A 13950-nucleotide genomic window follows, 5' to 3' on the forward strand; every position below is an offset into this window, starting at 1 on the left:
ATATCTTTTAAGAGCAGATTTAAAGCAGTAATTTGTAGTATTGATTAAGGAAATATATTTATGATGGTGTTGTACTCGGGCACAAATTGCCCATTCTCGCAACGCTGCCGTCTTGTGCTTTTTGAAAAAGGCATGGACTTTGAGATCCGCGATGTTGACTTGTTTAATAAGCCAGAAGACATCTCGGTGATGAACCCATACGGCCAAGTTCCAATCTTGGTTGAGCGTGATTTAATTTTGTATGAGTCAAATATCATCAATGAATACATTGATGAACGTTTTCCGCATCCTCAGTTAATGCCGCCTGATCCTGTAGCGCGTGCTCGTGCACGATTGTTCCTCTTCAATTTTGAGAAAGAGCTATTCGTACACGTTGCTGCCTTGGAAAATGAAAAAGGCAAAGCTGCTGAAAAAGTTCATGAAAAAGCGCGTTTAGCTATTCGTGATCGCTTAACCCAGTTGGCACCTATTTTTGTAAAAAATAAGTACATGCTCGGTGATGAGTTCTCTATGCTCGATGTTGCGATTGCCCCTTTGTTGTGGCGCCTTGAGCACTATGGCATTGATCTCTCACGCAATGCAGCACCCCTCTTAAAGTACGCAGAGCGTATTTTTAGTAGACCTGCCTACATTGAAGCATTAACACCTTCAGAGAAGGTAATGCGCCGCTAAGCGGTTCATTCGCAGTCTGTATGCTTGAGGTCCCAAGCAATAAACCCTACCTAATCCGTGCGCTACATCAGTGGTGTACGGATTTTGGTTTTACGCCCTTTATTGCCGTCTTTGTTGATTCAAGTGTAGAAGTTCCCATGGAGTTCGTTAAGAATGACGAAATCGTTCTTAATCTCTCGGTAGAGGCTTGCCATCAGCTACAGATGGAGAATGATTGGATCAGCTTTCAGGCTCGATTTGGAGGTGTTCCAAGAAAGATCATGGTCCCCGTGAGCCATGTTTTAGCTATCTATGCCAGAGAAAATGGGCAGGGCATGTCTTTCCCATTTGACCCAAAATCAGTCTCAAAAGATATAAAACCTGAGGTCGACACGGCAAAAACTGCCAGACCTAAGTTTACGATCGTGAAGTAGGTTAAAATATTACCCGTTGCCCCTTTAGCTCATCTGGTAGAGCAACTGATTTGTAATCAGTAGGTGGTCTGTTCGAGTCGGACAAGGGGCACCACCACTTCTCTAGCCTTACCACTGGCACCCTCCATTTCTTTTTTACTTATCTTTTGGTCTTCCTGGGATTTGGAAAATTTATGAGTCTTGAAGTACAAATTCTTCTGAGAAATTCTTTGGAGCATATTCAGGCTAAGGAGTATGGCATTGCTCGTGAACTACTTCTAAAAGCCCAAAGCTTAGAGCCAGTCAATCCAGATGTCCTGCGATTTTTGAGTGTAGTAGCCGCACTGCAGTATGACTATGAAAATGCCCTAATATTTATTGATCACTGCATTGTTATAGCGCCTAGCAATGGAATTGCGCATAGCAATAGGGGAAATATTCTCAAAGAGCTCGGCAAATATGAGGAAGCTTTAATAGCGCTAGATCGAGCAATTGAGCTTGCGCCTGATTATGCTGAGGCATATAACAACAAGGGTAATGTACTGCAGGAGATGCGGCGCTACCAAGAGTCTTTGGCTTTATATGACAAAGCAATTTCCTTGCAACCAAATTATGCTGAGGCATACAGTAATAAGGGTAACGCTTTAGAGTTATTACGCCAGCATAATCAAGCCATTTGGCATTACGAGCAAGCTATCGCGATTAATCCCCGTTATGTCGATGCTTATTGGCATAAAGCGATGACTGAATTGCCGGGAGGAAATTTTTTAGCTGGTTGGCAAAATTATGAGGCGCGCTGGTTTAAAACGCATCCACTTCAATTTCGATATTCAGGGATAGCCAGACTTCAAAGTATTACAGATCTCGCTGGTAAAAAAATATTAATCTGGGCTGAGCAGGGCTTGGGAGATACCTTGCAGTTTTCTCGGTATATTCAAATGCTATCTAGTTTCGGTGCTCAAGTAACATTTGTTGTTCCCAAAGCATTACGAAAGGTGCTAAACGCCTTGAGTCAATTTTGCACACTTATCTCAGATGGGGAAGAGATTGATGAATCTCAATTTGAGTTTCAGTCGCCTTTATTGAGTTTGCCATTGGTATTTGGCACTACCCTAGAGACAATTCCGGCGCAAATACCATATCTTGATTTTGATCATGACAAGAAAAATCTTTTTGCAAGAGAGCTTGGGACTTCGCAAAAGCTAAAAGTGGGCGTTATATGGAATGGCGGATTTAGAGCAGATTCTCCGGAGCTATGGGCTATTAATAAGCGCCGCAATATAGAGCTTGATGTGATCTGCAGGCTTAAGGATGTGTCTGGTGTTGATTTCTATAGCTTGCAAAAAGGCAACCCCGCAGAGTCCGAGTTGCGAGCTAGAAAAGAGGAGCTTTGGCCAGATTTAATTAACTATGCGCACCTTTTGAACGATTTTTCAGATACTGCTGCTTTAATGGAGTGCTTAGATTTAATCATCTCTGTTGATACCTCCTCAGCCCACCTTGCCGGAGCGCTCGGGAGACCAGTGTGGATTTTGAATCGCTATGATTCATGCTGGCGCTGGTTGCGAGGTCGGTCAGATAGCCCATGGTACCCAACTGCAAAAATCTATCAACAAAATACACCGGGTGATTGGATTGGTGTCATAGAGGATGTCAAAGTAGATCTTGCATCCTTAGCTGCGGCACATTCAAAACGCTAGCTTTTTGTATCTATAAGCCTAATGATTTAAGTTCTTCCCTTTTGTCTCGGGCAAGAAAATGGCTGCAATGATTGCTGCGGTACCCAAAAAAAGTGTTGGATACCATAGACCAGCCAAAGAGTCGGGCCATTGTTGATTGAGCCAGGTGACGATTAAAGGTAGAAGCCCTCCTATCCAACCTGCTGCGAGATTATGCGGAAGGGCGGCTGCACTGCTTCTTGATTTGGCTGGAAAGAGTTCTGCAAGTAGGGCTGTTTGAGGTCCAACGACAAGCGCTAAGATTCCTGATAAGCCAATCAGAATGGCAATAATATAAATCGTCCCCGGGTTGCCCCGGATGATATGAAATGCAGGGATGATACATAGTGCCCCTAGAATCAACCCACCGAGTACCACCGGCTTTCTTCCAACCTTGTCTGATAACCACCCAGAAAAAATAGTGAAGGGCATGAGCGATAGGGTCGCATAAATGCTGATGTTATCTGCGAGATATGCAGGTAGTTGTGTAGAAGTTTTGAGGAAGATCGTTGTGTAGACCTGGGTGCAGAAGAACAATATTGCGCCACCCGATGAAACGCAGAAAAAAATCACAAACATTTTTTTTAGAGTTACTCGGTCTTTCAGATTCTCACGAAGAGGATTGTTTATTTGGTTTCCATCTTTGATGAGATTAAGAAAGACGGGCGTTTCTTCAAGTGCCAGTCTGGCTTTAAATCCAAGGAGTAAAAGTACTAAGGAGATCCAAAAGGGTACACGCCATCCCCAAGATTGGAATTCTTCTGGGCTTAGCCAATGTTGGAGTAAGGCGATTTGCAAAGTGGAGGCAAGAATACCTAATGGCCCCATCAACTGTAAGAAACTTGTCTGAAAGCCTCGATGTTTCTCCCCCGCATGCTCGGTCAAATACACTGCACTGCCACCGATTTCACCTCCAGCTGAGAGTCCTTGCAATAGCCTGAGTGAAACAAGCAGTATGGGAGCCCAGATTCCGATCTGACTATGTGTTGGTAAAAAGCCAACACACACAGTAGCGACACCCATGAGCACAATAGTGATCATAAAGACCGGCCTGCGACCAATACGATCGCCCAAACTACCAAAGATAGCAGCCCCTACAGGGCGTACGATCATGCCTACTCCAAAGGTTGCTAGACTTGCTAGCAGGCCTGAAGCAGGATCATGGGAGGGGAAGAATAGGGGTCCAAATGTCACTGCTAGAGTGGCAAATGTCAGAAAATCGTACCATTCTAAAAAGGTGCCAAAGCAGGCAGCAATCGCCACTTTTCTGTAGGTCTGCGCCGCTTTATTTGATGCAGAGATAGTTTTCGTTATCACCAGCTAAGTGAGCAAGAAATTGTTAGTCTGTATCGGATTCCGAGGAATCTAACAGGGGGGTAGAGATGGATTTGCTGGGTTTGACGCCGAGCTCTCGTACTCTTTCTGCAGTTCGAATCAAGTTTCCTTTGCCAGACTTGAGTTTATTGAAGGCATCGTGATAGCTGGTTTGAGCCTGATCCAAACGTTGCCCTAGTTTTTCTAAATCATCTACAAAGCCGACAAATTTATCGTATAGCGTGCCGCATTGCTTGGCGATTTCAAGGGCATTGCGGTTTTGATGATCCTGTCTCCACAGATGTGCCACGGTTCTGAGGGTGGCCATCAAGGTGCTAGGGCAAACCAAAACAATATTTTTGGCCAAAGCTTCTTGATAAAGGTTTGGTGCGGTTTTGAGAGCTAGTAAAAAAGCGGGTTCGATCGGCACAAACATCAATACGAAGTCTACTGAGCCTAAGCCATAGAGGGCGCTATAGTTTTTGTTTGAAAGACCCTGAATATGCTGACGTAAAGACTGAATATGGGCCGCAAGTTCTTGCTCTGCTACCGTTGGATCAGTTGTCTGTGCATATCGGGCATAGGCTGTGATGGAGACTTTGCTGTCAACCACTAGACTTCTGCCTTCAGGTAGTTTGACTACAACGTCTGGTTGTAAGCGTGAACCGTCAGTCAGAGTGTGGCTATCTTGTACTACGTACTCTTCACCTTTGCGCAGGCCTGAGGACTCGAGAATCGACTCCAGAACTAGTTCGCCCCAATTTCCCTGAACCTTAGAGTCTCCTTTGAGTGCTTGGGTAAGCGAGCGAGTCTCATCAGACATGCGTAAATTTAAATTAGCCAAGCGTTCAATTTCACTCTTGAGGGCAAAGCGTTCGCGCGCTTCATTTCCATAAGAATTACTAACCTGCTCTTTAAATTCTGTGAGCTTAGTTTGCAGGGGCTTTAATAGAGCGTCTAGATTGGCAGCATTCTGCTCGGTAAAGCGCTTGGATTTATCTTCCAAGATTTCATTAGCTAAATTCTTAAACTGACTCGTTAACGCTTCCTTAGCTTCATTGAGGGACTCCAATCTACCAAGGCCTTGTTTGCGCTCTGAATCGAGTGCTGCCTCTAAACGAATTGCATTTTGAATAGCCTGGTCTCGCTCATCTCGAAGCAGGGTGGACTTCTCTGATTGTGCTTGCACTTCTTGCTTGCTCAGAGCAAGTGCTGAGCGTAAGCTCAAGGCATAAAAAAGAAGGCCTACACAAAGGCCAAATGGCAGACTAAAAAGCACTAGCGAGCCGAGATCGAAAGTCACTAGAGGTCGACTTTTTAAATTAAGACTTTACTAATTTTTGTAATTCGCCACTCTCAAACATTTCGGTCATGATGTCAGATCCGCCAATGAATTCGCCATTAATGTATAGTTGCGGAATCGTTGGCCAGTTAGCATATTGCTTAATGCCTTGGCGGATGCCTTCGTCATCAAAGACGTTAACAGTGTGCAGATTGTCGGCACCACATGCGTGCAGAATATTAATAGCATTGCCAGAAAATCCACATTGTGGAAATTGCGCCGTACCCTTCATAAATAGGACAACTGGGTGACTAGTGACGATTTCTTTAATTTTTGCTTGGGTATCCATCAATTTTTCCTTAAGTTAAAGCTGCTTGACTATATGACAGCCTATTTTGAATAACTCAATTTTAAGACTTTATGCAGAAAAAGGTTATTTGCTAATACTTTTTCTAGCCGATGCGCAACGGGCATGACCAGATAAGTCCTTGTGCACTTGCGCGCCTTCAAGGTTGGCATTTTTCATGAGGGTAATCACTGCTTCTGATTGGTCAAAACCGTGCTCAACGGCAAGTAAGCCCCCAGGCTTCAAATAATGACCCGCTTGCGAGATGATGGTTTCTAGACAGCTTAATCCAGTAGAGCCATCTGTCAGTGCGGATACAGGTTCAAATCTCAGATCCCCTTGGCTCAAATGAGGATTCTTATTCGCAATGTAAGGAGGGTTGCTCAAGATAATGTCAAATGACGTCTGGTCAGCGAGGGCTTCATACCAACTGCCCTGTCTAAATTCGACCCGATCGATCAGTCCTAGGGTGGCTGCATTTTGCTTGGCAATCATTAATGCTTCGTCAGATTGGTCCGTAGCCGTTATTTGAGCTTTTGGCGCATTGTGTGCCACGGCAAGAGCAATTGCTCCTGAGCCCGTTCCCAGGTCCAAGATACGGGGTTGATCACTTAATTTTGCAAGCTGAGTAAGCGCAATTTCAACTAAAAGTTCAGTTTCTGGGCGCGGAATAAGGACGCCGGGACCTACCTTCAGCTCAATGTTGTAGAACCCCTTTTCTCCTAACAAGTAGGCAATGGGCTCCCCACTCATCCGTCTAGATTGAAGATACATCCAGTCCTCTAGTGCCGCTGGACTTAACTCCAAATCATCTTTGGAAAGGAGGGCTGAGCGTGGTAATTGATAGTGCTTTTCTAAAATAAAAGCGAGGAGTATTTTGGCCTCATTGCTAGGAAGCGTTGATTTTCCCAGCAATGCACGCAGCGAGTTACTTGAGCTCATTGCCAACTGAAATCAGTTGTCGCCTAAAGCAGCAAGCAATTCAGCTTGATGCTCGGATGCAAGTGCATTGCAAAGGTCATTGATATCGCCATCCATCATGGCATCAATTTTGTAGAGTGTCAGGTTGATACGATGATCAGTAATGCGCCCCTGGGGAAAGTTATAGGTACGAATCCGATCACTGCGGTCGCCTGAACCTACTAAAGACTTGCGGGTTTGTGCTTCTAGTTGGTGTTTCTCACGTTCACGGGCATCCATAATGCGTGACACTAGAACCTTCATAGCTTGTTCTTTATTGCGATGTTGACTACGATCATCCTGACATTCCACTACGGTTCCCGTAGGCAAATGGGTAATACGAACAGCCGAATCTGTTTTATTAATATGTTGTCCACCTGCACCCGATGCCCTGAAGGTATCAATGCGTAACTCCGCTGGATTAATTTTGACGGCCTCTAACTCATCCGCTTCAGGCATGACTGCAACCGTACATGCCGACGTATGAATACGACCCTGAGTTTCAGTCTGGGGCACCCGTTGCACGCGATGGCCACCGGATTCAAATTTAAGACGTGAATACACTGACTGTCCAACTAGGCGTAATACCACCTCTTTGTATCCACCTAAATCCGATTCAGCAGAACTGACCACTTCAACCTTCCATCCTTGGCGCTCTGCAAATCTGGTGTACATCCGCAAGAGATCGCCTGCAAACAAAGCGCTCTCATCGCCGCCTGTACCAGCCCGAATTTCTAGGAAGACATTGCGATCATCGTTCTCATCTTTAGGAAGCAGGAGTTTTTGTAAAACACCCTCCAGCGCTTCCATGGTGGCAAGAGCCTGTTTTTGTTCTTCGTCGGCAAAGTCCTTCATTTCTGGATCTTTACGCATCTCTTCGGCCGCTTGTGCATCTGCTTCAGCCTGTTTATAGAGTGCAAATTGTTCAACGACCGTAGCAATATCAGAATGCTCGCGCGTGAGTTTCCGATACGCATCCATATCTTTGGTTGCTTCTTCGGTGGTTAAAAGGGAATTTAGTTCGGCTAAGCGTGTGTCTAGATGATCTAGCTTAGCCCGCATGCTGGGCTTCATCTATTGGTCTTCTGATTTTGTATGGGATGAGAAAAGCTTGGGTAAGAGTTTGATGAGGGCATCGCGCTCAGTACCATTTGAGTGTTGTAGGGCATGCAAAGAGCCATGTAGAAATTTATTTGTTAGGCCTTGTGCCATCGCATTGAGTACCTCTTGGGGATCATCGCCACGCATCAGTCGCTTCATGGCGCGCTCTAGCTCAAGTTGTCTTAGACGTTCACCTTGCTGTTGAATATCTTGAATAAGTGGCACGGTCTTCCGTCCACTCATCCAGTGCATGAAGTTGCCAACACGATCTTCAATGATGGCTTCTGCCTGACTCACCGCGGCTTGACGCAACGAGGCACCGGTTTGAATCATGACCCCTAGGTCGTCTACGGTATACAAATAAATATCGTTGAGGCGCGCAATTTCAGGTTCAAAATCACGTGGAACAGCCAAGTCAATCATGACCATCGGCTTATGACGCCGTTGTTTAAGTGCGCTCTCCACCATGCCTAAACCAATGATGGGAAGAGAAGATGCCGTACTGGAAACGATGATGTCAAATTCATGTAAGCGACTTGGCAACTCAGAAAGCTTGAAGGACTCAGACTGCACCTCTTGGGCTGCGATAGTGTCGGCTAATTCTTGGCCACGCTCTACGGTGCGATTAGCAACTGCAACACTTTTTGGTTTATGTGCCACAAAATGAGTGGCACATAAAGAGATCATGTCACCCGCACCAATGAAAAGCACACGTTGATCAGCAATACTTCCAAAGATTCGCTCTGCCAAACGGACCGATGCCGCCGCCATAGAAATCGAGTGAGCACCAATTTCAGTGGAACCGCGTACTTCTTTTGCCACTGCAAATGTTTTTTGGAATAGTTGATTCAGGTAGGTCCCGAGCACACCTGCATCGTTTGCGGTGCGTACAGCGTCTTTCATCTGTCCCAGAATTTGCGTTTCCCCAATCACCATTGAATCAAGGCCGCAGGCAACTCTGAATGCATGCCGCACAGCATCAGATTGAGGGAGGGAGTAAATGTGGGGCTGAAGACTGCTTGGAGCCAGTCGCTGGGTTTTTGCTAGCCAGTCAAACGTGGCTTCGTGAAGTATGGATGCGGCATCATCGTTAGCGGCACAATAAACCTCGGTACGATTGCAGGTTGACAAAATAGTGGCTTCTGGCAGGCCGACCTGATTCGCGCCAACTATGTGATGGCGAAGATCGTGTAGGGCTTCCTGAAGAAATTCAGGGTCAAAGGCGACCTTTTCCCGAATGGCGACCGGCGCTGTGTGATGATTGATGCCGAGTGTCAACAACTTCATAATGGCGATTATAGATTTGAAGATGGTATTAATGGGGGCATCAATGGGGTTTTTGGCTTTTCTGGTAATTGGCGCCTTATCGGGCGCGTGTGCTTGGGCTTGCTATCCTGGCCAAAAACTGCCTGGACGACCGTGGCAGAAATTATTGATTTGCGCCCTTGGAGGCTTTGGCGCATGTATTGCAAGCGCTTATTTGGGGCAGTTTGCTGGGTATTTCCAGTCTGGCCAGATGATCGAGTGGATCGTCGTTACTCTAGTTTCTGGTCTTGTAAGCGCTCTAATCGCGGTTTTAATCAAATAAATTGTCTTGGCTGACGCTTGGTGGCGCGTTTTCTACCCATCGAATAGGTTCAAGATTGTGCTTTAAAAGCCACGCATTGGCCTTAGTGAAGTGCTGGCAGCTGGCAGCTGCACCAGGATACAAAAAGGGTTGATTGGTTTTGTGGACCCCTAGGCCAGAGGGGTGGGAGGATTGCAAAATCAGCTGATCAGAGGCTAATTCAATTAAGGGGAGTTTGGACTGGGCGTGACCGCCCCAAAGCATCCAAATCAAGTTTGGCTTCTGAATGGCTAAGGAAGTAATTAAACGATCAACGAGGGCTTTCCAGCCGATATGGCTGTGGCTGGCGGCTTCCCCAAGTCTGACGCTCAAAGCGGTATTGAGAAGAAGTACACCTTGTTCTGCCCAAGGATGCAGGTCACCATTAGCTAGGGTGCCAAAACCCTCCAAAGATAGTGCTTTATTGATATTGCGCAGAGAGCTAGGAAATGCCCGTGAATGTATTGGAATGTGCGACGGAATAGAAAACGCCAGGCCTTGCGCTAGTCCTGGGGAGTGATAGGGATCCTGGCCAAGAATAACCACCCGAACCCGATTGAGTGGTGTCAGTTTGAGCGCTTTGAAGAAATTCTCCGGGCTAGGACAAACAAGATTGGCCCCAAGCGCAAATTCTTTTTGTAGATTGGCCTGTAAATTTCCCCAATCTTCCGTTTGAAAATAATCACCCAGCAGTAGGCGCCAATCCTCTGGAATATCTTTTTCAGAAAAGGCAGCCATTAAGCGGGGGTAAGTGCAAACTGCTGTGGGGCCTGAGAAGAATGTAGAACAGCCATAGACTCATGCTCTAAGTCATCGCGGTAGAAAGAGAAAGCAATTGGCATATCTTCTTGTAGGCTGCCGAGTAATTGATCTAGGCGAGCGCTGGTGACGCGCTGACCGTTTATGTTGGCAAGTAAATCGCCTGCAGCAAGGCCTGCTGATTGAGCCGCTCCGCCATCCAAAACAGCAGTGATTTTCAGCCAGCCATTGATTTCCGTGTAGCGTATGCCCAGTTGCAGTTTGATGCGCTCGAGCTGAGTTTGCTTCTTTGGGCTTACTAAAATGGCTTTAGGATCAAACCACTTTTGCAGTGGAATATCTTTTACGCCAAAAATGTAATCTGATTTAAAGCGACTCCATATTTTAGTAAAGCCATCCCCTAGTAAATTAAATATCAGCGGGTCCAAGCCATCTTCAGCGATCCCTACTTGATTGACCCCGTGTGTTTGCCAGATGAGGCGCATGAGGTCATCAAGCGATTTGCGGTGATTGGTAAATTGGCGAATGCTTAAATCTAGTCCCAATGCTAAAAGCGCACCTTTGCCGTAATAACTGACAACCTTGTTGGCCGTGTTTTCGTCGACCTGATAGTACTTTGTCCAAGCATCAAAAGAGCTATCGGCTAAGCTTTGTTTTGTTCTTCCTGGTCCACGCAACACGCTATTCCAGTTCTCAGCAAGCAAATTTAAATAGGTTTTTAGATCAATCCGCTTGCTGCGAAACAGTTGCAAATCATCGTAGTAGCTTGTGAAGCCCTCAAACAGCCAGAGTAAGCGCGTATGGTTGCGACGGTCTAGCTGATAGGGTTGAAATGATTTAGGCTGAATTCTTTTTACTAACCATGCATGGAAATACTCATGACTGCATAGGCCCAAGAATTCACGATAGCCCGCCTCATCAAGAGGCACCGCATTTTGTGGGAGTTGATCCCGCCGGCACAATAATGCAGTGCTGTTACGATGCTCAAGTCCACCATAACCAGCGAGCACAGCATTTACCAAAAAGAGGTAACTATTAAATGGTGCTTGCTTTGCTTTTGGCTCAAAGAGCCCGATGGTAGATGAGCAGATTGCCTGAAGATCGGTCGCAAGATGCGCCGCATCAACTTCATGAAGGCATCCCTGAATCGCCATTGCATGTGGTGTGCCATTGCTCTGCCAATGGATCATCTGAAATTCACCAAAAGCAATTGGGTGATCTAGTAAATCATCATAATTTTTGGCTAAGTAAAAACCGTAGCCCTTTGGATCAGTTTTAACAGCGCGCAAGCTCGTTTGAATTGTCCAGTGCGCTGTTGCGGCAGACTCACTAGGAACAAGGGCGAGTGCGCAGGGCAAATGCTCTTGGCCCTTGACAGCAAAACATAAACTGCTTGGATTGAAAAACCCGCGTTCATGATCTAGATAGGCTGCGCGTACAGAAGAATCGAAGGCATACACCGTAGTCAAAATTTCAACTGGACTATTGACCTTGGGAAGACGCCATTGATCGTTATCTATTCTTTCTAGCGTCAGCGGTTTAGTTCTATCACCCTCTAGATAGGCATCTATCGTTTCAATTTGTTTGCTGAAATCACGGATTAAATAGCTACCCGGAATCCAGGAAGGCATTTGAATGATTTGCCCATGCGGATCTGGGCGTGCAATGCGTAATTTAACTGCAAAGCGATGGCCGTGAAGATCTGCAGGCCAAACTGTATAAACAATTTCAGGTAAATCAGAACTCAAGCTAGTGCTCATTGTGTATGTCGTCGCTAGTGATTTTGGGCGGTTATTTCTGTGCGTTCAATTTCTTTTCGATATCTGCAATTTGTGCTGCCCCAGGTATGCGACTGCCATCAACAAAAAAGAGAGTGGGGGTGCCTGTAATTCCATACGTTTTGGCGAGAAGCAGATTTTTATCTAATGGCGTGGTGCAATCTGTTTTACCGCTTAAGGGCGTGCCATTAATCATCCAATCGGTATACGCTTTTGATGGGTCAGCGGAGCACCAAATTTGTTTAGCTTTCACTGTTGAGTCGGCGGAGAGTATCGGAATGAGATAGGTGTAGATGGTGACATTCTCTAGTTGCTGCATTGATTTTTCTAAACGCTTGCAGTAGCCACAATTCGGATCGGCAAACACTGCTAGTTGGCGCGAGCCATTGCCATGAATAGTTTTAAATGCGTTTGCTTGTGGTAGGTCAGACCATTTGATGCGATTTAAATCAGACTGCCTTAGTTCGGTAATATTTTTTCCGGTAGCGACTTCGATAATGTCACCCTGAATTAAATACTTACTATCTTTATCAGTGTAGAAGACATCGCTTCCAACAAGCACTTCATATACTCCAGCGATTGGTGATGGGCTAACGCTTTTAATCTTTGCGCTAGTGCCGAGCTTTTTCTGAAGATCGATCTTAATTTGCTGTTCAGATTGTGCATAGCTTACTGTTGCAAAAAACACAGTAGTGTAGATGAGTATTAAAGCGGCTACAAATTTATTCAAAATCAATATCTCCTAATGCGCGTTCAATCAGGCGCTGTTTAATAAAGTGGCTTTTATTGACCAGACCCAGCCCCCAGTTGCGAATTTGGCGCTCAGCACTACTCGAGCCTGAAAATAATTTTTTGAGCTTGTCTGTAACCCATAGTAAGGCGTCAGTATCGCCTTGGCGCTGACGCTCATAACGACGTAAAAGCACCAGATCACTGAGCGATCTAAATGCTTCACGCTGATTCAAAATGTGAAGTAGCGAAGCCACATCGCGCATACCTAGGTTTAGTCCTTGCCCTGCCAAAGGGTGCATCACGTGGGCAGCATCGCCAATCAGCACAACCTTGGGGAATTGTGCGGGACCAATAAAACGTTTGGCACGAATTTTTCTTAATGGAAAAGCGGCAACTTCAGAATTCAGTGTGAGATTACCCAGCTGTTTGCAAATCGCACCGCCAGCAATCTCTTCAAATTGCTTTACCCAAGCAGTTTGATCCAGTTTGAGAAGTTCAGCAGCTTTTTCTGGCGAAGTTGACCACACCATGGAGGCTTGCTGATGAGGAAGTGGGAGCATTGCAATGATATCGCCATCCGGTAAGAACCATTGATAGGCCGTTTCCAAATGGGGGTGAGTACAAATCCAGTTGGCAACTACAGCGCTTTGCGAATAACTTTCTTCGCTGGCTTCAATGCCAATCGCAGAGCGAATTTGCGAATGAGCACCGTCTGCTGCAATGACAATTTGGGCGCGTATAGACTCACTCTTTGCCAAGTGAAGGGTGGTACCATCTTGATCCACATCGATGGTTTGCAAGCTATCACTGCAGCGTTCTAATTTATTTTGGAAGCGACTCGCTTGATCTAAAGTGTGTTCAATTAAATTGGACTCACCAATCCAGGCCAGTTGAGGTGTGCCAGATTCGAAGGCTGATAAATGCAGTTGATCGGTTTTCTGGGCGCGATCCCCATAAATACGCATGTCGCGCACTGGCTGCATGCGGCCGTGATCCAAGGCATCCCAAATTTGTAAGCGACGGAGTATTTTTTGCGTGCCGGGTGAAAAGGCATAGATTCGTTGTCCCCACTGAGGGCCTTGAGGGCTGGGGCATGGGTTTGCTAAATCAGGTGCAATTTGGACGGTTTGTAGACCCATTTGGGCTAAACCGAGCGCACAAGCCTTACCAACAATGCCTCCGCCAACAACGGCGACATCAAAAGTGCGTGTTTGGGCCAGTTTATTTGGGTTATTTTGGTGTGCATCAGACATAACTCGATGATATCGAAACCGAGCCCTTTACAATACG

Annotated in this window: 14 protein-coding genes and 1 tRNA gene; 5 read left to right on the top strand and 10 right to left on the bottom strand. The window is 45.9% G+C overall.

The annotated features are described in order from the left end of the window. Positions 1 to 60 precede the first annotated feature (60 nt). The 4 genes from BOQ04_RS10305 (at position 61) to BOQ04_RS10320 (ending at position 2764) form a co-directional block, all read left to right on the top strand. A complete protein-coding gene (locus BOQ04_RS10305; RefSeq protein WP_076024613.1) occupies positions 61 to 672 on the top strand; it encodes a glutathione S-transferase N-terminal domain-containing protein in 612 nt (203 codons plus the stop codon). Between the two features lie 20 nt (positions 673 to 692). Next, on the top strand, positions 693 to 1085 hold the full coding sequence (locus tag BOQ04_RS10310) for a ClpXP protease specificity-enhancing factor (protein ID WP_076024614.1): 393 nt from the start codon (positions 693 to 695) through the stop codon (positions 1083 to 1085). A gap of 18 nt (positions 1086 to 1103) precedes the next feature. After that, a tRNA-Thr gene (locus BOQ04_RS10315) sits at positions 1104 to 1179 on the top strand. A 79-nt stretch (positions 1180 to 1258) separates the two neighbouring features. Continuing rightward, complete coding sequence (locus BOQ04_RS10320) at positions 1259 to 2764, top strand: tetratricopeptide repeat protein (RefSeq protein WP_076024615.1); 1506 nt, start codon at positions 1259 to 1261, stop codon at positions 2762 to 2764. An 18-nt stretch (positions 2765 to 2782) separates the two neighbouring features. Here BOQ04_RS10320 and BOQ04_RS10325 read toward each other — a convergent pair whose 3' ends face one another. The 6 genes from BOQ04_RS10325 to hemA form a co-directional block, all read right to left on the bottom strand. Further along, the gene (locus tag BOQ04_RS10325; protein WP_233126765.1) at positions 2783 to 4099 is read right to left on the bottom strand and encodes an MFS transporter; all 1317 of its coding nucleotides are present in this window, start codon (positions 4097 to 4099) and stop codon (positions 2783 to 2785) included. Positions 4100 to 4121: 22 nt separating this feature from the next. Beyond that, positions 4122 to 5399, bottom strand: a complete 1278-nt coding sequence (locus BOQ04_RS10330; RefSeq protein WP_076024616.1) for a DNA recombination protein RmuC — start codon at positions 5397 to 5399, stop codon at positions 4122 to 4124. Positions 5400 to 5418: 19 nt separating this feature from the next. Then, positions 5419 to 5727 (bottom strand): Grx4 family monothiol glutaredoxin, encoded by a 309-nt coding sequence (grxD, locus tag BOQ04_RS10335; RefSeq protein ID WP_143742198.1) that lies wholly within the window; start codon positions 5725 to 5727, stop codon positions 5419 to 5421. An 84-nt stretch (positions 5728 to 5811) separates the two neighbouring features. Further along, a complete protein-coding gene (gene prmC, locus BOQ04_RS10340; RefSeq protein WP_076024618.1) occupies positions 5812 to 6666 on the bottom strand; it encodes a peptide chain release factor N(5)-glutamine methyltransferase in 855 nt (284 codons plus the stop codon). Between the two features lie 12 nt (positions 6667 to 6678). Continuing rightward, on the bottom strand, positions 6679 to 7758 hold the full coding sequence (prfA, locus tag BOQ04_RS10345; RefSeq protein WP_076024619.1) for a peptide chain release factor 1: 1080 nt from the start codon (positions 7756 to 7758) through the stop codon (positions 6679 to 6681). Then, complete coding sequence (gene hemA / locus BOQ04_RS10350; protein WP_076024620.1) at positions 7759 to 9072, bottom strand: glutamyl-tRNA reductase; 1314 nt, start codon at positions 9070 to 9072, stop codon at positions 7759 to 7761. It abuts the gene before it with no gap. A gap of 1 nt (position 9073) precedes the next feature. Between hemA and BOQ04_RS10355 the strand changes: the two genes are divergently transcribed. Continuing rightward, on the top strand, positions 9074 to 9373 hold the full coding sequence (locus BOQ04_RS10355; RefSeq protein WP_233126767.1) for a hypothetical protein: 300 nt from the start codon (positions 9074 to 9076) through the stop codon (positions 9371 to 9373). On the opposite strand, the gene BOQ04_RS10360 is transcribed toward BOQ04_RS10355, so the two are convergent. From BOQ04_RS10360 to BOQ04_RS10375, 4 genes are read right to left on the bottom strand one after another with little or no spacing between them, the layout of a single operon-like run. After that, positions 9362 to 10129, bottom strand: coding sequence for a uracil-DNA glycosylase (locus BOQ04_RS10360; protein WP_076024621.1), 768 nt, complete (start codon positions 10127 to 10129; stop codon positions 9362 to 9364). The genes BOQ04_RS10355 and BOQ04_RS10360 overlap by 12 nt on opposite strands. Continuing rightward, on the bottom strand, positions 10129 to 11910 hold the full coding sequence (locus BOQ04_RS10365) for a M61 family metallopeptidase (RefSeq protein ID WP_076024622.1): 1782 nt from the start codon (positions 11908 to 11910) through the stop codon (positions 10129 to 10131). The genes BOQ04_RS10360 and BOQ04_RS10365 overlap by 1 nt, the downstream gene beginning before the upstream one ends. A 31-nt stretch (positions 11911 to 11941) precedes the next feature. Beyond that, positions 11942 to 12658 (bottom strand): DsbC family protein, encoded by a 717-nt coding sequence (locus BOQ04_RS10370; RefSeq protein ID WP_076024692.1) that lies wholly within the window; start codon positions 12656 to 12658, stop codon positions 11942 to 11944. Then, the gene (locus BOQ04_RS10375) at positions 12651 to 13913 is read right to left on the bottom strand and encodes an FAD-dependent monooxygenase (RefSeq protein ID WP_076024623.1); all 1263 of its coding nucleotides are present in this window, start codon (positions 13911 to 13913) and stop codon (positions 12651 to 12653) included. Before BOQ04_RS10375 ends, BOQ04_RS10370 begins: the two co-directional genes overlap by 8 nt. Between the last annotated feature and the right edge of the window lie 37 nt (positions 13914 to 13950).

Origin of the sequence: Polynucleobacter sphagniphilus (assembly GCF_001953355.1) — a bacterium.
GTDB classification, from domain to species: Bacteria; Pseudomonadota; Gammaproteobacteria; order Burkholderiales; family Burkholderiaceae; genus Polynucleobacter; species Polynucleobacter sphagniphilus.